16 protein-coding genes and 1 tRNA gene are annotated in these 15,557 nt (G+C 64.5%); 1 reads left to right on the top strand and 16 read right to left on the bottom strand.

Annotated features, from left to right (window positions below):
- Positions 1-12: 12 nt before the first annotated feature.
- The 15 genes from nuoG to E4K09_RS20525 form a co-directional block, all read right to left on the bottom strand.
- Positions 13-2,091: an NADH-quinone oxidoreductase subunit NuoG gene (gene nuoG, locus E4K09_RS20595; RefSeq protein ID WP_134499575.1), complete on the bottom strand. Its 2,079-nt coding sequence runs from the start codon at positions 2,089-2,091 to the stop codon at positions 13-15.
- Between the two features lie 8 nt (positions 2,092-2,099).
- The gene (gene nuoF, locus E4K09_RS20590) at positions 2,100-3,401 is read right to left on the bottom strand and encodes an NADH-quinone oxidoreductase subunit NuoF (protein WP_134499574.1); all 1,302 of its coding nucleotides are present in this window, start codon (positions 3,399-3,401) and stop codon (positions 2,100-2,102) included.
- A gap of 15 nt (positions 3,402-3,416) precedes the next feature.
- Positions 3,417-4,469, bottom strand: coding sequence for an NADH-quinone oxidoreductase subunit NuoE (gene nuoE, locus E4K09_RS20585; RefSeq protein WP_134499573.1), 1,053 nt, complete (start codon positions 4,467-4,469; stop codon positions 3,417-3,419).
- Between the two features lie 116 nt (positions 4,470-4,585).
- Complete coding sequence (locus E4K09_RS20580) at positions 4,586-5,776, bottom strand: NADH-quinone oxidoreductase subunit D (protein ID WP_134499572.1); 1,191 nt, start codon at positions 5,774-5,776, stop codon at positions 4,586-4,588.
- 17 nt (positions 5,777-5,793) lie between these two features.
- The gene (locus E4K09_RS20575) at positions 5,794-6,396 is read right to left on the bottom strand and encodes an NADH-quinone oxidoreductase subunit C (protein WP_134499571.1); all 603 of its coding nucleotides are present in this window, start codon (positions 6,394-6,396) and stop codon (positions 5,794-5,796) included.
- A 15-nt stretch (positions 6,397-6,411) separates the two neighbouring features.
- A complete protein-coding gene (locus tag E4K09_RS20570; RefSeq protein ID WP_134499570.1) occupies positions 6,412-6,996 on the bottom strand; it encodes a NuoB/complex I 20 kDa subunit family protein in 585 nt (194 codons plus the stop codon).
- Positions 6,987-7,352 carry an NADH-quinone oxidoreductase subunit A gene (locus E4K09_RS20565; protein WP_134499569.1) on the bottom strand — a complete coding sequence of 122 codons (366 nt, stop codon included), beginning with the start codon at positions 7,350-7,352 and terminating at the stop codon, positions 6,987-6,989. The genes E4K09_RS20570 and E4K09_RS20565 overlap by 10 nt, the downstream gene beginning before the upstream one ends.
- A gap of 176 nt (positions 7,353-7,528) precedes the next feature.
- A complete protein-coding gene (locus E4K09_RS20560) occupies positions 7,529-7,954 on the bottom strand; it encodes a low affinity iron permease family protein (RefSeq protein ID WP_134499568.1) in 426 nt (141 codons plus the stop codon).
- A 161-nt stretch (positions 7,955-8,115) separates the two neighbouring features.
- Positions 8,116-8,192: transfer RNA gene (locus E4K09_RS20555), tRNA-Asp, on the bottom strand.
- A 257-nt stretch (positions 8,193-8,449) separates the two neighbouring features.
- Positions 8,450-8,956 (bottom strand): MerR family transcriptional regulator, encoded by a 507-nt coding sequence (locus E4K09_RS20550; protein ID WP_134499567.1) that lies wholly within the window; start codon positions 8,954-8,956, stop codon positions 8,450-8,452.
- Positions 8,957-8,964: 8 nt separating this feature from the next.
- Positions 8,965-9,276, bottom strand: a complete 312-nt coding sequence (locus E4K09_RS20545; RefSeq protein ID WP_091134929.1) for an integration host factor subunit alpha — start codon at positions 9,274-9,276, stop codon at positions 8,965-8,967.
- A gap of 128 nt (positions 9,277-9,404) precedes the next feature.
- The gene (locus tag E4K09_RS20540) at positions 9,405-10,382 is read right to left on the bottom strand and encodes a beta-ketoacyl-ACP synthase III (protein WP_134499566.1); all 978 of its coding nucleotides are present in this window, start codon (positions 10,380-10,382) and stop codon (positions 9,405-9,407) included.
- A 13-nt stretch (positions 10,383-10,395) separates the two neighbouring features.
- Positions 10,396-11,430 carry a phosphate acyltransferase PlsX gene (gene plsX, locus E4K09_RS20535; RefSeq protein WP_134499565.1) on the bottom strand — a complete coding sequence of 345 codons (1,035 nt, stop codon included), beginning with the start codon at positions 11,428-11,430 and terminating at the stop codon, positions 10,396-10,398.
- A 146-nt stretch (positions 11,431-11,576) separates the two neighbouring features.
- Positions 11,577-12,092, bottom strand: a complete 516-nt coding sequence (locus E4K09_RS20530; protein WP_134499564.1) for a YceD family protein — start codon at positions 12,090-12,092, stop codon at positions 11,577-11,579.
- On the bottom strand, positions 12,089-12,634 hold the full coding sequence (locus E4K09_RS20525) for a ubiquinol-cytochrome C chaperone family protein (protein WP_134499563.1): 546 nt from the start codon (positions 12,632-12,634) through the stop codon (positions 12,089-12,091). The genes E4K09_RS20530 and E4K09_RS20525 overlap by 4 nt, the downstream gene beginning before the upstream one ends.
- Before the next feature lie 100 nt (positions 12,635-12,734).
- Between E4K09_RS20525 and E4K09_RS20520 the strand changes: the two genes are divergently transcribed.
- A complete protein-coding gene (locus tag E4K09_RS20520; RefSeq protein ID WP_134499562.1) occupies positions 12,735-13,190 on the top strand; it encodes an outer membrane protein assembly factor BamE in 456 nt (151 codons plus the stop codon).
- A gap of 121 nt (positions 13,191-13,311) precedes the next feature.
- Here E4K09_RS20520 and E4K09_RS20515 read toward each other — a convergent pair whose 3' ends face one another.
- Positions 13,312-15,438: a sodium-translocating pyrophosphatase gene (locus E4K09_RS20515; RefSeq protein WP_134499561.1), complete on the bottom strand. Its 2,127-nt coding sequence runs from the start codon at positions 15,436-15,438 to the stop codon at positions 13,312-13,314.
- Positions 15,439-15,557: the final 119 nt, after the last annotated feature.

Here is a 15,557-nt window from a genome sequence, read left to right as displayed (position 1 = left end):
TCCGCTCCTCTCTTACTCGGCCGCTTCGAGCTTCAGGTCACGGGCGAGTGCCGAGCACTCGGCCATGACGCCGGAGGCGCGCGCGATCGGGTTGGTCAGGTAGAAGTCTTTCACCGGGCTCGTGAACGCCTCGCGGCCGAGTGTGCCGCCGAGGCCCACGAGCGCCTGGATGGCGGCCGTGCCGTCGGCCGGCTGGACCGTCTCGATGGCGGCGAAATGCGGGTAGGCCGCGTAAAGCTTCGCCCGCAAGGCGTTCAGCGAGTCGAAGGGCAGACGGCGGCCCAGCACGTCGGACAGTGCGCGCAGGATCGCCCAATCCTCACGGGCCTCTCCCGGCGCGAAAGCCGCGCGGTTGGCCATCTGCACCCGGCCCTCCGTGTTCACGTAGGTGCCGGACTTTTCCGTGTAGGTGGCCGCCGGCAGGATCACGTCGGCCCGGTGGGCGCCGCGGTCGCCATGGGTGCCCTGATAGATCACGAAAGCACCCGGGGCGATGTCGATCTCGTCGGCACCGAGGTTGAACAGCACGTCCACCCCGCCCTGGGCCATCTGCCGAGCGCTCAGGCCGCCAGCGCCCGGCACGAGGCCGAGATCCAGCGCACCGACGCGGGAGGCTGCGGTGTGCAGGACCGAGAAGCCGTTCCAGCTGTCGGTGACCGCACCCACGTCCTGGGTGAGCTTCGCGACGGCGGACAGGACCGCGAGACCATCCGGCCGCGCAAGAGCGCCCTGCCCCACGATGATCAGCGGACGCTCGGCGCCGCGCAGCGTCTCGATGAAGCTGTGGCGGCCGGAGGCGAGCTCCGTCAGGGTGTCGGGGCCTGCGCCGAGGTATTCGTAGGGATAGGTCAGGTCCGCGTTCTCGCCGATCAGCGCGATCGGCGGCGGGGCCGCGCGCCAGCGCTTGCGGATGCGCACGTTGACGAGCGACGCCTCGATGCGAGGGTTCGAGCCCACGATCAGGATCGCGTCCGCATCCTCGATGCCGGGAATGGTCGTGTTGAAGAGATAGGAGCCGCGGCCGTAAGCCGGCGACAGCACCGTGCCGTCCTGGCGGGCGTCCACGTTCGTCACGCCGAGGCTCTCCATGAGGAGCTTCAGGGCGAACATCTCCTCCACGGCGGCGAGATCGCCCACGATGGCGCCGATCTTCGTCGCGTCCGTACCCTTCACCTTGGCGGCGATGGCCGCGAAGGCCTCCTGCCAGGAAGCGGGCCGCAGGCGGCCATTCTCACGCACGAAGGGACGGTCGAGGCGCTGCAGTCGCAGGCCGTCGACGATCTGGCGGGTCTTGTCGGAGATCCACTCCTCGTTCACCGCCTCGTTCACGCGCGGCAGGATGCGCATGACCTCGCGGCCACGGGAATCGACCCGGATCGAGGAGCCGACCGCATCCATCACGTCGACGGAATCGGTCTTGGTGAGCTCCCAGGGGCGGTAGTGGAAGGACTCGGGCTTGTGGGTGAGCGCGCCGACCGGGCACAGATCGGCGATGTTGGCCTGCAGTTCGGAGCCGAGCGCCTTCTCGAGATAGCTCGTGATCTCCATGTCCTCGCCGCGCCACAGGGCGCCCATGTCCGGCACGCCCGCCACCTCGGCGGTGAAGCGCACGCAGCGGGTGCAGTGGATGCAGCGGTTCATGGAGGTACGCACGAGCGGGCCGAGATACTTGTCGGTCACCGCGCGCTTGTTCTCATGGTAGCGGCTGGTGTCGACGCCGTAGGCCATGGCCTGGTCCTGCAGGTCGCACTGGCCGCCCTGGTCACAGATCGGGCAGTCGAGCGGGTGGTTGATCAGGAGGAACTCCATCACACCCTCGCGCGCCTTCTTGACCGTCGGCGACTTGGTCGAGATTTCCGGCGGCTCGCCGTTCGGGCCCGGACGGCAGTCGCGCACGCCCCACGCGCAGGAGGCCACCGGCTTCGGCGCGCCCTTCACCTCGACGAGACACATGCGGCAGTTGCCGGCGATCGAGAGCCGCTCGTGGTAGCAGAAGCGCGGAACTTCCGCGCCAGCTGCCTCGGCGGCCTGGAGCAGCGTGTATTCGGCGGGGACGTCGACCTCGACGCCATCAACGATGATCTTAGCCATCTCTACTCTCACTCCGCCGCGATCATGACGGATTCTGAATGCGGGTTTGCCGCGTAGTCGTCGATCCGCTTCTCGATCTCGTGACGGAAGTGGCGGATCAAACCCTGGACCGGCCAGGCCGCCGCGTCGCCGAGCGCGCAGATGGTGTGGCCTTCGATCTGGGTCGATACTTCGAGCAGCATGTCGATCTCGCGCTTCTGGGCGCGACCCTGGGCCATGCGGTTGAGAACGCGCCACATCCAGCCGGTGCCCTCGCGGCACGGGGTGCACTGGCCGCAGCTCTCATGCTTATAGAAGTACGAAATGCGGGTGATGGCGCGGACGACGTCGGTGGACTTGTCCATCACGATCACGGCCGCGGTGCCGAGGCCGGACTTCAGATTGCGCAGGGTGTCGAAATCCATGGGCGCGTCGATGATCTGCTCGGCGGGCACCAGCGGCACGGACGAGCCACCGGGGATCACGGCGAGCAGGTTGTCCCAGCCGCCGCGGATGCCGCCGCAATGGCTGTCGATCAGCTCGCGGAAGGTCAGCCCCATGGCCTCCTCCACGTTGCAGGGCTTGTTCACGTGGCCCGACACGCAGAAGAGCTTGGTGCCCACGTTGTTCGGGCGGCCGATGCTCGAGAACCAGGAGGCGCCGCGACGCAGGATCGTGCCCGCGACGGCGATCGACTCCACGTTGTTCACGGTGGTCGGGCAGCCATAGAGGCCCATGTTCGCCGGGAACGGGGGCTTCAGGCGCGGCATGCCCTTCTTGCCCTCCATGCTCTCGATGAGCGCCGTCTCCTCGCCGCAGATATAGGCGCCTGCGCCGTGGTGGACGTAGAGGTCGAAGGGATAGCCGTGGACGTTGTCCTTGCCGATCAGGCCGGCTTCGTAGGCCTCGTCCACCGCGCGCTGAAGCGCGTGGCGTTCGGCGACGTACTCGCCGCGGATGTAGATATAAGCCGCATGCGCGCCCATGGCGAAGGAGGCGATGAGGCAGCCCTCCACGAGGAGATGCGGATCGTTCCGCATGATCTCACGGTCTTTGCAGGTGCCAGGCTCGGACTCGTCGGCATTCACTACGAGGTAGTGCGGACGGCCGTCCGACTTCTTGGGCATGAAGGACCATTTCAGGCCCGTTGGGAAGCCCGCACCGCCACGGCCACGCAGGCCGGAGGCCTTCATCTCGTCGATGATCCAGTCGCGGCCCTTCTCGAGCAGGAACTTGGTTCCATCCCAGGCGCCGCGCATCTTCGCGGCCTGAAGGTCCGGCGAGTGGAAGCCGTAGAGGTTGGTGAAAATGCGATCTCTATCGTGAAGCATCTCGTTTCACTCCCCTCAGGACGTCATGTTGTCTTTGTCGACGACCACGCCCGGCTTGCTCTCGCTGCCGTCGCGGCGCGTCTCGGACTGCGCTGGAGGCGTACCGGCGTTCGGGGTCGTGGGGCTCGACGGAACGGCGCCTGCGCCGGGCGAGGCTACATAGGACTTGCTGCTCTGCGGAGCAGACCGAGCGCCCTCCTCCGTGTGCGACTTGCCCTTGGTGGCCACCGACGGGTCCGCGGCCTCCTTCTGATCGACCGGATTGAAAGGCGTCTCGCCCTGCTTGACGCGCTCCGCGGGCGTGTCCGCGGCCTCGCTTTCGATGGGGCGCCCCGCTCCCGGCTTCGCAGCCCGGGCTTCCTGCGGAACGCTGGCGATCGCGGCCTCGGCCTCACCCGTTTCGGCGGGCTTGGCCTGCTCCTCGAAGCGCTTGCGCCAGGCGCCGACCACGGACCCGTCGTAGAGCGACGGGTCCTGGAGGGTGTTGACGGCCTCGTGCGGCTCGGAACGGTTGCGGCCGATCTGCGAGCCCTTCCTGACCGGACGACCGGCCGCGAGATCGTCGAGAAGCTTCTCGAAATTCTCGGGCGTCAGGTCTTCATAGTAATCGTCGTTGATCTGCACCATCGGGGCGTTCGAGCAGGCGCCGAGGCACTCGACCTCGAGCCAGGAAAAGGTACCGTCGGCCGTGACGTGGTTCTGGTCGCCGACGCGCTTCTCGAGCACCCTTTTGATGTCGCCGGCCCCGCGCAGCATGCAGGGCGTGGTGCCGCAGAACTGGATGAAATACTTTCCGACCGGCTCCAGGTTGAACATGGTGTAGAAGGTCGCGACCTCCATCACGCGGATCGGCGGCATGTCGAGCCGTGCGGCCACGGCCTCGATCGCCTTGCGGGGCAGCCAGCCGCCGGCCTGCTCCTGCGCCTTCCCCAGCAATGCGATCACCGCCGAGGCCTGGCGGCCGGGCGGGTATTTGGCAATCTGCTGCTGGGCGAATGCTTCCGTCTCGGGCGAGAACACGAAGCTCTCGGGCTGCAATTCTTCAGGCGCGAGCTTACGAACGGCCATTTTGACTCTTCTCCTCATCGTCATGGCCGGGCAAGACCCGGCCATTCACGACTTGAACATTCCATCACGCCTTCCAGGGCGTGGTGTCGGGCCCGCAACCGAGCCCGGACTGTGTCTTACCGGTCCACTTCGCCGAACACGATGTCGAGCGAACCGAGAACGCCTGCGACGTCAGCCAGCATGTGGCCGCGGCACATGAAATCCATGCCCTGCAGATGCGCGAAGCCCGGAGCGCGGACGTGGCACCGATAGGGCTTGTTGGTCCCGTCGGACACCAGGTACACGCCGAACTCGCCCTTGGGAGCCTCCACGGCGGCATAGACCTCGCCCGCCGGGACGTGGAAACCTTCCGTGTAGAGCTTGAAGTGGTGGATCAGCGCTTCCATGGAGCGCTTCATGTCCTTGCGCGACGGCGGGGCGATCTTGCCGTCGAGCGTGTTCACCGGTCCCTGCCCGTCCGGAGCGCGCAGCTTGTCCAGGCACTGGCGCATGATGCGCACGGACTGGCGCATCTCCTCCATGCGGATCACCTGGCGGTCGTAGTTGTCGCCATTGAGCCCCACGGGGATGTCGAACTCCATCTCCTCGTAGCACTCGTAGGGCTGCGACTTGCGCAGGTCCCAGGCCACGCCGCAGCTGCGCACGATCGGACCGGAGAAGCCCCACTTCCAGCAGTCCTCCAACGTGATCGTGCCGATATCCACGTTGCGCTGCTTGAAGATTCGGCTGCCCATCACGAGGGTGTCGAGATCGTCCAGCACCTTCAGGAACGGATCGCAGAAGCCCTCGATGTCGTCGATCAGCTCGGGCTGAATGTCCATGCTCACGCCGCCCGGCCGGAAATAGTTGGCATGCATGCGCGAGCCGGAAATGCGCTCATAGAAGATCATGAGCTTCTCGCGCTCCTCGAAGCCCCAGAGAGGCGGCGTGAGGGCACCGACGTCCATCGCCTGCGTGGTCACGTTGAGGAGGTGCGACAGAAGCCGGCTGATCTCCGCGAAGAGAACGCGGATCAGCTGGGCCCGGCGCGGAACCGCGATGCCGAGGAGCTTCTCGATCGCCAGGCAGTAGGCATGCTCCTGCGACATGGGCGCGACGTAGTCGAGCCGGTCGAAATAGGGATTGGCCTGCACGTAGGTCTTGTACTCGATCAGCTTTTCGGTGCCGCGGTGGAGCAGGCCGATATGCGGATCGACGCGTTCAACCACCTCGCCGTCGAGCTCCAGCACGAGGCGGAGCACGCCGTGCGCGGCCGGGTGCTGGGGACCGAAATTGATCGTGAAATTGCGGATATTGTGCTCGCCCATGGGTCGCCCTTCCCGCCTTATGCCTTGGCCTTCTCGTCGCCGGGCAGCACGTAGTCCGTGCCTTCCCAGGGAGACAGGAAGTCGAAATTGCGGAACTCCTGGCTGAGCTTCACCGGCTCATAGACCACGCGGCCCTGGCCATCGTCGTAGCGGACCTCGACATAGCCGGTGAGCGGGAAGTCCTTCCGGAGCGGGTGCCCTTCGAAGCCGTAATCGGTCAGGAGGCGGCGCAGATCCGGATGGCCGGAGAACAGGACGCCGTAGAGATCGTAGGTTTCGCGCTCGTACCAGTTGGCGGCCGGGAAGAGGTCGATGATCGAAGGGACCGGGGTCACCTCGTCCGTCTCCACCTTCACGCGGATGCGGCGGTTATGGTGGGGCGCCAGGAAGTGGTAGACCACGTCGAAGCGCCTCTCCCGCGCCGGATAATCCGCGCCGCAGATGTCGATGAAGCAAACGAAGCGGCATTGCGGATCGTCCCGCAGGAACGTCACCACCCGTTTGATCTCCTCGAGGCGGGCGACGATCGTCAGCTCGCCATAGGCGATGGCGCGATCCTCGATCGCCTCGCCGAGGGACGAGGCGATGTGGTCGCTCAGGGCTTGGAGCTCAGCACTCATGAAGATGACCTTTGCTCAGCGCTCGATGGTACCGGTGCGGCGAATCTTCTTCTGGAGAAGCAGCACGCCGTAGAGGAGCGCCTCCGCGGTCGGGGGGCATCCAGGCACGTAGATGTCGACCGGCACGATGCGGTCGCAGCCACGAACCACCGAATAGGAATAGTGATAGTAACCGCCGCCATTGGCGCAGGAGCCCATGGAGATGACGTAACGCGGCTCCGGCATCTGGTCATAGACCTTGCGGAGCGCGGGGGCCATCTTGTTGGTGAGCGTGCCCGCGACGATCATCACGTCGGATTGGCGCGGTGAGGCGCGCGGCGCGAAGCCGAAGCGCTCGGCGTCGTAGCGCGGCATGGACATCTGCATCATCTCGACCGCGCAGCAGGCCAGACCGAACGTCATCCACATGAGCGAGCCGGTGCGCGCCCATTTGATGAGCTCCTCGGACGAGGCCACGAGGAAACCTTTGTCGGACAGTTCGTCGCTGATCGAAACAAAGTAGGGGTCGGTCGAGCCTACGGGCTTGCCGGTATTCGGGTCGAGGATGCCGCGCGGGGCGGGGGCCACCAGGGTGGATTGGCTGTCGGAGATCAATCCCATTCCAGGGCTCCCTTCTTCCACTCATACACGAAGCCGACGGTCAGGACGCCGAGGAAGAGCATCATCGAGAGAAAGCCGAACCAGCCCAGGTTCCCGAACACGATGGCCCAGGGGAACAGGAACGCGACCTCCAGGTCGAAGATGATGAAAAGGATGGCGACCAGATAGAACCGCACGTCGAATTTCATGCGTGCGTCATCGAAGGCATTGAACCCGCACTCGTAAGCGGACAGCTTCTCCGTATCGGGCTTGCTGTAGGCCACGATGAACGGCGCCACGAGCAGCGCCACCCCGATCAGGAGCGACACGCCGATGAAGATCACGAGAGGCAGGTAGTCGGCGAGGAGATTCGTCATACGACACCCAGAAGGAACGAAGCGCGACCGGAACGGCCGGCGACATGCCACGCATTTAAGCCACAGAAAGGCCCGAAGGAAGGTCCTGCGACAAACGGCGGTTTGTGGCCGGAGGCTTAACCGAGTTCCCCTTCCCTGACAAGTGTTTGCGGCGCTGTAAAAAGAACCATTCCAAACTAAGATGTCGCCCGCTCCGCCGCACGGGCCGCCTTGCGGTTCGCCTGCACCTCCGCCTGATTTGCGGCGCTTTCCGCCTTGGCTTTAGCCTCACATTTGGCCCGAATCTCATCCAGCTCCTCCTGCGTAAGGTGCTCGATCCCGATGAACACGTTTTGAGCAGCGCTGGCACGGATCAATTCGTCGAGCTTGGCCTGGATGGCCGCCCCGTCGCGGTTCTGCGTGTTCTGGATCAGGAACACCATCAGGAAGGTCACGATCGTGGTGCCGGTATTCACCACCAACTGCCACGTATCCGAGAATCCGAAAAGCGGGCCGCTGAGCGCCCAAAGGAGAATGATCGACAGGCTCAGGGCGAATGTGGTCGGGCGCCCTGAAACCTGCGCCACCCAGTTGGAAAAGCTGGTGAAATACTTCGAGATCATCCTTCTGCCCTAACCCTGACTCAGGCCCCCGAGGCGGCAGAAGGCCTGGAAATTCAAGGAGGGAAATGCGCAGGGCCCGAAAAAGTGCCACGCTTCGCCCTTTCCTGCACGGGGCGCATGAACGGGGCCTGGACGACGCATCTGAATTGGTGGGGAAGAAGTGGCGCGGGCGACGGGGCTCGAACCCGCGACCTCCGGCGTGACAGGCCGGCACTCTAACCGACTGAGCTACGCCCGCGCATTGGACCGCCGAAGCGGTGTGGGTGCGGTTTAAGGGCCGCCCCCTTCCCTGTCAAGCGGTTCCCCGCACGCATTTTCGGATCATTCTCAAAAAAGCTGTCCGAAGGGTTCAGGGGAAACGAACTGGACCAGTTCCGCTCCTGAATCGTGGCTTAGAGCTGTTTCCACTTACGTGGAATCACCTCTTTTCTTTGGTGTGCCGCAGGTGTGCCGCATTTTTGACGGCGAACCGGGTCTACTTCGCCGAAAAATGCTCTAGTCGGATGCGGCCGCGTCGGCCGGCGCCTTCAGGGTTCGAAGGACCCGGTCGCACTCAAGCAGCTCGTCCAGCGCCGCCTGGAGCTTGCGCACGGTCTCTTCGGGCAGAACATCGCCGGGGGAGGCCTCACCGGAGCCTGCGTCGGGAGAAGCGATGATGTCCTCGTCCTCTTCGAGCGCCTCTCTCGGCTCCGGCTTCGGCGCGGCGACGCTCTCCTCGCCGCGGCCCACCGCCTGCACGAAGCGGACCCCCTCCGCCTTGAGGATCCGCTGCACGCCTCGGATCGTATAGCCCTCCCCGTAGAGGAGATGGCGGATACCCTTGAGGAGGTCGACGTCGTCGGGGCGGTAGTAGCGACGGCCGCCCCCGCGCTTCAGCGGCTTGATGTGAGGGAACTTGGTTTCCCAGAAGCGCAGCACATGCTGCGGCAGATCGAGATCCTCGGCCACCTCGCTGATGGTGCGGAACGCGTCAGGGCTCTTGTCCAGTGCGCCGCCAGCCATGCCGTGGCTCAGTCCTCGCGCTCGACGGTTTCGCCGTTGATATAGGCTTTCAGGACGTTGGATGGCTTGAAGACCATGACCCGGCGCGGATCGATCGGAACCTCGACGCCGGTCTTGGGATTGCGCCCGACGCGCTCGCCCTTGCTGCGCACGACGAAGGAGCCGAAGGACGAGAGCTTGACGGTCTCTCCGGCGGCCAGGCTATCGCAAATCTCCGCCAGAACCCGCTCGACCAGTTCGGCCGATTCTGTCCTTGAAAGGCCCACCTTCTGATAGACGGCCTCGCTCAGATCCGCTCTCGTCACAGTTTTGCCAGCCATTGAGCTCCCCAACCCAGAATGAGTTCTTTGGTCTTTCAATCAGTTAAGACGCTATGCAGATGGCTCCGTATGGTCAACCTTAGACTTGCCGTCAAGGGATTCCCAAATCGGCTATATGGCTTCTATTCCTACCAGCGGATGAGCGCGCTGCCCCAGGTGAAGCCGCCGCCGATGGCCTCGATCATCACGAGATCGCCGTCCTTGATCCGGCCGTCCTTGCGGGCGACGTCGAGAGCGAGCGGGATCGAGGCGGCCGAGGTGTTCCCGTGCCTGTCTACAGTGATCACCACCTTCTCGGCTGCGATTCCGAGCTTATCGGCGCTGGCGGTGATGATGCGTTTGTTGGCTTGGTGCGGCACGAACCATTTGAGCTCATCGGACGACGTGCCGGTGGCCTTGAAGGCGTCCTGCACCACGTCCGTGACCATGCCGACGGCGAATTTGAAGACCTCCCGGCCCTCCATCTTCAGAACGCCGGTGGTCTTGGTGGAGCCGGGGCCTCCGTCGACGTAGAGCTTGTCCCGGTAGCGGCCGTCCGAGCGCAGCTGCGACGTCAGGACGCCGCGATCGGCGGACGTCCCCTCGCCTTCCTGCGCTTCGAGCACAAGGGCGCCCGCGCCATCGCCGAAAAGCACGCAGGTGGTCCGATCGTTCCAATCGAGGATGCGCGAGAACGTCTCGGCGCCGATCACCAGGGCGCGCTTGTGCGAGCCGGACTGGAGAAACTTGTCGGCGGTGGCGACTGCGTAGACGAAGCCCGTGCAGACCGCCTGCAGGTCGAAGGCGGCGCCGTGGCTTATCCCCAGGCCGTTCTGGATCATCGTCGCAGTGGACGGGAATGTATGATCCGGCGTCGAGGTGGCGCAGACGATGAGATCGATGTCCTGCGCCGTCAGCCCGGCATCGGCCAGCGCGGCCTCCGCGGCCTTGATGCCGAGCACCGACGTGGTCTCGCTGTCGTCGGCGATATGCCGCGCCTCGATGCCCGTGCGCTGCACGATCCAGTCGTGCGTGGTGTCCACGAGCTTCTCGAGATCCTGATTGGTCAGCTTGCGCTTCGGCAGATAGGAGCCGACGCCGCGCACAACGGAACGGATGCGTTTCAAGATAGTGCTTTCCTCAGGCCTCATGCCCGACCGGATCATGCTCCAGCATGCTCCGTATGGTGTTCATCAATTCAAAATGCGCCATGTCGTAGGCCACGTCGATGGCGCTCGCGAAACCCAGCTCGTCCGTCCCGCCGTGGCTCTTCACGACCACGCCTTCGAGACCTAGGAAGAGACCGCCATTGACCTTCCGCGGGTCCATCTTGTCCTTGAGAGCGTTAAAGGCCTGTTTCGCGAAGAGATAGCCGATCTTGGCCATCAGGGTGCGGCTCATGGCGGAACGCAGATACTGGCCGATCTGCTTGGCCGTGCCCTCGGCGGTCTTCAGGGCGATATTGCCCGTAAAACCTTCCGTTACGACAACATCCACGGTTCCCTTGCCGATGTCGTCGCCTTCCACGAAGCCGCGATACTCCAGATAGGGAGCGTCCATCTCCTTGAGAATGCGGCCGGCTTCCTTGACGGCCTCGATTCCCTTAATTTCCTCCGTGCCGACATTGAGCAGGCCCACGGTCGGGCGTTCCAGGTCGAACACGATGCGGGCCATCGCTGCGCCCATGATGGCCATGTCCACCAGGTGTCCCGCATCCGCCCCGATGGTTGCGCCCACGTCGAGCACGATGCTCTCGCCTCGCATGGTCGGCCACATGGCCGCGATCGCCGGCCGTTCGATATGGGCCATGGTCTTCAGGCAGATCTTGGCCGTCGCCATGAGAGCGCCGGTGTTCCCGGCCGAGACCGCGGCATCCGCCTCCCGGTCACGAACCGCCTGGACGGCTTTCCACATGGACGACTTGCCCCGCCCCATGCGGATTGCCTGGCTCGGCTTCTCGTCCATCGCGATGGAGATCTCGGTATGGCGCAGCTCGCTCGCCGCCTTCAGCTTGGGATGAGCGTCCAGGAGGGGCGCGATCGCCGTCTCGTTGCCGAAGATGAGAAAGCGGATGTCCGGATGCCGCTCGAGAGCCAGGGCCGCACCAGGGATGACGATCGACGGGCCATGGTCCCCTCCCATCGCATCGAGCGAAATACGCACTGGTTTCGACATAACCGCTTGTTCTTTCTTTCGGCTTGAACAGGGGGCGGAAAATACCGGTTTGCGAGGGTATCGCAACCGAAATTCCGTACCCTTTCCGGGCCGCATTCTCGAGAGCGGGCGCAGCCCCGTAGGCGATCGCTGCCTCAGACCGCGCGCTATTTGTCCGTCTTGAGCCTGCCCAAGGCGGCGAAAGGCGAATCCTTTTCGTCCCCGGGGTCGCGGTAGTTGAAATCCACACCCGGCTTGCGCGGGTAAGGATCCAGCCCCAAGGCCAGGAACTCGGCCGTGAGCGCTCCCAGATCGACCTGGCCGTTCACGATTTCGTCCGGAGGCTCGTATTCGTTGATGTCGGTCGGCGGCTCCGCCGGCATTCCGGAGGGTTCCGCGAAATCCACCTCGACCTCCTCCTCGATATCGGAATCGAAGGAGTCCAGGGTGACGACGCAGACCTGCGTGATGGAAGCCTTCACCAAGCCCGTCACGTGGATGCCCTTGGCGGTGCTGGTGAGCTTGAAGTCGCCCGAAAGGGACCGGATCCCGGGAAGCCCGAAATCCTTCGCCAGCGCGTCGCGCTCCTCGGCGCTCGCCGTCACGCGGACCTCCTGCCCCCGCGGCGGGATGTTCATGACGTCCACGAGGCGCGACAGGGGACCTACGGTTTCAGGGGTCATCGGCTTCCCTCCTCGGTGAAGGCCTCGGGCGCCGGGAAAGCGGGCCCGGATTCGAGTAACATGTCCAGCGTGACGCCTTTAAGGCTCTTGTCCGCCGCAAGGGCATAACGCGCAAGCCGAGTGGCAGGTGCATCGCTCCCCAGGGCGTTCCGGCCCAGTGCCTCGGCAAGCTCGGCCTCGTCGGCGGAACCAAAGGCCGGGTCATAGGCCTTGGCCCGGCCATAGAATGCCGCTGCCACCTTCTTCATCCGCTTGGGCACGACCGTATCTCCGACACCCATTTCCCTTAAGGAGGCGTCCATGTCCCGGAAGAAGGCATCCGTCAGGTCCTTGGCAACCTCGTCCGCGGGGGGCGGCAGCTCACGCAGGGCCCTCAAGGAGAGGATCATGTGCAGCGAGAGGGATTCGAAGCGCCCCTCGAGACTGTCCGGGATACCGAGTGCCGCATAGAGCCCCGGTCTGCGAGAGGCATTGGCGATTCTCGCATAGAGAGCCGCGATGGCCGTGCGCCGGGGATTCCTGCGGAAGAGACTGAATATCACAGCCTTTGCCCTTCCAAGCTTGTCAAAATCGAAACCTCGGGTTACGCCATCACGATCCACAGGCGCAAGTACCGCGCCGCATTCCTGGAAGAACCGTACGATGCGTCGATATCATACCCTTTTGGTACGCTTGGCTACTGCGACTTTCCTGGCCACCTCCGTTGCCGCCTGCACCATGGGCGAGGAGTTCGCCCGCGGATACCAGCTGGACGAGAACGCCGTGAACCAGGTCAAGAAGGGCATGAATGCCGAACAGGTGCTTCAGACCCTCGGCACGCCTTCGACGGTCTCCACGGTGGGCAACCGGAGCTGGTACTACATCAGCCAGCGCTCCCGCCGTACGTTCCAGTTCCTGGGCGAGCAGGTGGTCGATCAGCGGGTCACCGCAGTGTATTTCGACAAGAACCTGCGGGTCGAGCGCGTCGGCCTGTACGGAATCCAGGACGGCAAGGTGTTCGACTTCATCAGCCGCACCACCCCGTCCGGCGGCCAGGAGACGAGCTTCCTCGGACAGCTCCTGCGCGGCACGAACAGCTTCAACCCGTTCGGCGGCTAAGACATTTTCCGATTTCGCGCGGAAAGGCCGGGCTCTCGTCCCGGCCTTTTCTTTTGTCCTTATGCCAAAAAGAAACCCGCGGCTTGAGCCGCGGGTCTGAAGGCTTCGTTTACATGCTCCGTCAGGAATGGGCCAGAATCGCCAGCAGCATCAGGGCGATGATGTTGGTGATCTTGATCGCCGGGTTCACGGCGGGGCCCGCCGTATCCTTGTAGGGATCGCCGACGGTGTCGCCCGTCACGGAAGCCTTGTGCGCGTCCGAGCCCTTGTGGTGCGTGGTGCCGGAGGCATCCGTGAAGCCGTCTTCGAAGGATTTCTTCGCATTGTCCCAGGCGCCGCCGCCGGAGGTCATCGAGATCGCCACGAAGAGGCCGGTCACGATGACGCCGAGCAGCATCGCGCCCAGCGCCGAGAAGGCCTGAGACTTGCCGGCAACCCAGTAGATCACGAAGTAGGTGACGATCGGCGCCAGCACCGGCAGGAGCGACGGCACGATCATTTCCTTGATCGCCGCGCGGGTGAGCATGTCCACTGCGCGTCCATAATCGGGACGGTCCGTGCCCGCCATGATGCCCGGCTTCTCGCGGAACTGGCGGCGCACCTCCTCCACCACGGCGCCTGCGGCGCGGCCCACCGCCGTCATGGCGATGCCGCCGAACAGGAACGGGATGAGGCCGCCGAACAGCAGGCCCACCACCACGTACGGATTGGTGAGCGAGAAGTCGGGAGCCACGTCCCGGAAGTACGGATACTGCTCCGCGTTGCGCGTGAAGTAGGTGAGATCCGACGTATAGGCCGCGAAGAGCACGAGGGCGCCGAGACCCGCCGAGCCGATGGCATAGCCCTTCGTCACCGCCTTGGTGGTGTTGCCCACCGCGTCGAGCGCGTCCGTGGACTTGCGCACCTCCTTCGGCAGGCCGGCCATTTCGGCGATGCCGCCCGCGTTGTCCGTAACCGGACCAAAGGCGTCGAGGGCCACGATCATGCCCGCGAGCGCCAGCATGGCCGTCACGGCGATCGCGATGCCGAAGAGCCCCGCGAGCTTGAACGCCACGATGATGCCCGCGATGATCACAAGGGTCGGCAGCGCCGTGGATTCCAGCGAGACCGCGAGGCCCTGGATGACGTTCGTGCCGTGGCCCGTCACCGACGACTGGGCGATGGAGCGCACCGGCCGGAAGCCGACGCCGGTATAGTACTCGGTGATCACCACGATGAAGGCGGTCACAGCCAGACCGATGATCGCGCACCAGAACAGGGCCTGTCCCGTGTAGTCTGCCCCCTGGATCGGCCCGAAGCCGATCATCTGCCAGGTCACGAGGCCGATCGCCACGGCGGAAAGGACGCCCGTCACGATGAGGCCCTTGTAGAGCGCGCCCATGATGGACTCGTTCTGCCCGAGCTTCACGAAGAAGGTGCCGATGATGGAGGTGACGATGCAGGCCGCCCCGATCCCGAGCGGATACATGAGCATCGAATCGAGGATTTCCTGTCCCGCGAAGAAGATCGCCGCCAGAACCATGGTGGCGACCACGGTTACCGCATAGGTCTCGAACAGGTCGGCGGCCATGCCGGCGCAATCGCCCACGTTGTCGCCCACGTTGTCGGCGATGGTGGCGGGGTTGCGCGGGTCGTCCTCGGGGATGCCCGCTTCGACCTTGCCCACGAGGTCGCCGCCGACGTCCGCTCCCTTGGTGAAGATGCCGCCGCCGAGACGGGCGAAGATCGAGATCAGCGAGGCGCCGAAGCCGAGGGCCACGAGGCTGTCGATGACCACGCGGTCGGCGGGATTGAGACCGCCGATGCGGGTGAGATACCCGTAATAGAGCGCCACGCCCAGAAGCGCGAGGCCTGCCACCAGCATGCCCGTGACGGCGCCTGCCTTGAAGGCGACGTCGAGACCGCCGCCGAGGGATTGCGTGGCGGCCTGCGCGGTGCGGACATTGGCCCTGACCGAGACGTTCATGCCGATGAAGCCCGCCGCCCCCGACAGGATCGCCCCGATGGCGAAGCCGATCGCGACGCGAATGCCTAGGAAATAGGCGATGATAGCGAACAGCACCACGCCCACGATGGAGATCGTCGTATATTGCCTGCGGAGATAGGCTTTCGCGCCTTCCGCGACCGCGCCTGCGATTTCCTGCATGCGCTGAGAACCGGCGTCGCGCTTCATCACGTCGCTGATGGCCCATAAGCCATACGCAATCGAGAGAAGCCCGCCCAGAATAATAAGGGTGAGTGCCATCATGCCATCCTTGTTATGGGAAAGCAGAAAGCCGCTCATCAAGGCCCGAACTTCGGCCTTGAACGGCCTCCACCCCCAGCGAACTTCATATTTGGTGGCAAAAAACTGGGCCGTTCGCAACG

Origin of the sequence: Microvirga pakistanensis, assembly GCF_004458765.1 — a bacterium.
In the GTDB taxonomy this organism is placed as follows: Bacteria; Pseudomonadota; Alphaproteobacteria; order Rhizobiales; family Beijerinckiaceae; genus Microvirga; species Microvirga pakistanensis.
Note: the sequence above shows the minus strand (reverse complement) of the source record. Positions and strands in the feature narration are given on the sequence as shown.

Excerpts from the sequence above, each read along its gene's own strand:
- nuoG (WP_134499575.1), bottom strand. The coding sequence starts at position 2,091 with ATGGCTAAGATCATCGTTGATGGCGTCGAGGTCGACGTCCCCGCCGAA.
- nuoF (WP_134499574.1), bottom strand. The coding sequence starts at position 3,401 with ATGCTTCACGATAGAGATCGCATTTTCACCAACCTCTACGGCTTCCAC.
- nuoE (WP_134499573.1), bottom strand. The coding sequence starts at position 4,469 with ATGGCCGTTCGTAAGCTCGCGCCTGAAGAATTGCAGCCCGAGAGCTTC.
- E4K09_RS20580 (WP_134499572.1), bottom strand. The coding sequence starts at position 5,776 with ATGGGCGAGCACAATATCCGCAATTTCACGATCAATTTCGGTCCCCAG.
- E4K09_RS20575 (WP_134499571.1), bottom strand. The coding sequence starts at position 6,396 with ATGAGTGCTGAGCTCCAAGCCCTGAGCGACCACATCGCCTCGTCCCTC.
- E4K09_RS20570 (WP_134499570.1), bottom strand. The coding sequence starts at position 6,996 with ATGGGATTGATCTCCGACAGCCAATCCACCCTGGTGGCCCCCGCCCCG.
- E4K09_RS20565 (WP_134499569.1), bottom strand. The coding sequence starts at position 7,352 with ATGACGAATCTCCTCGCCGACTACCTGCCTCTCGTGATCTTCATCGGC.
- E4K09_RS20560 (WP_134499568.1), bottom strand. The coding sequence starts at position 7,954 with ATGATCTCGAAGTATTTCACCAGCTTTTCCAACTGGGTGGCGCAGGTT.
- E4K09_RS20550 (WP_134499567.1), bottom strand. The coding sequence starts at position 8,956 with ATGGCTGGCGGCGCACTGGACAAGAGCCCTGACGCGTTCCGCACCATC.
- E4K09_RS20545 (WP_091134929.1), bottom strand. The coding sequence starts at position 9,276 with ATGGCTGGCAAAACTGTGACGAGAGCGGATCTGAGCGAGGCCGTCTAT.
- plsX (WP_134499565.1), bottom strand. The coding sequence starts at position 11,430 with ATGTCGAAACCAGTGCGTATTTCGCTCGATGCGATGGGAGGGGACCAT.
- E4K09_RS20530 (WP_134499564.1), bottom strand. The coding sequence starts at position 12,092 with ATGACCCCTGAAACCGTAGGTCCCCTGTCGCGCCTCGTGGACGTCATG.
- E4K09_RS20520 (WP_134499562.1), top strand. The coding sequence starts at position 12,735 with ATGCGTCGATATCATACCCTTTTGGTACGCTTGGCTACTGCGACTTTC.
- E4K09_RS20515 (WP_134499561.1), bottom strand. The coding sequence starts at position 15,438 with ATGATGGCACTCACCCTTATTATTCTGGGCGGGCTTCTCTCGATTGCG.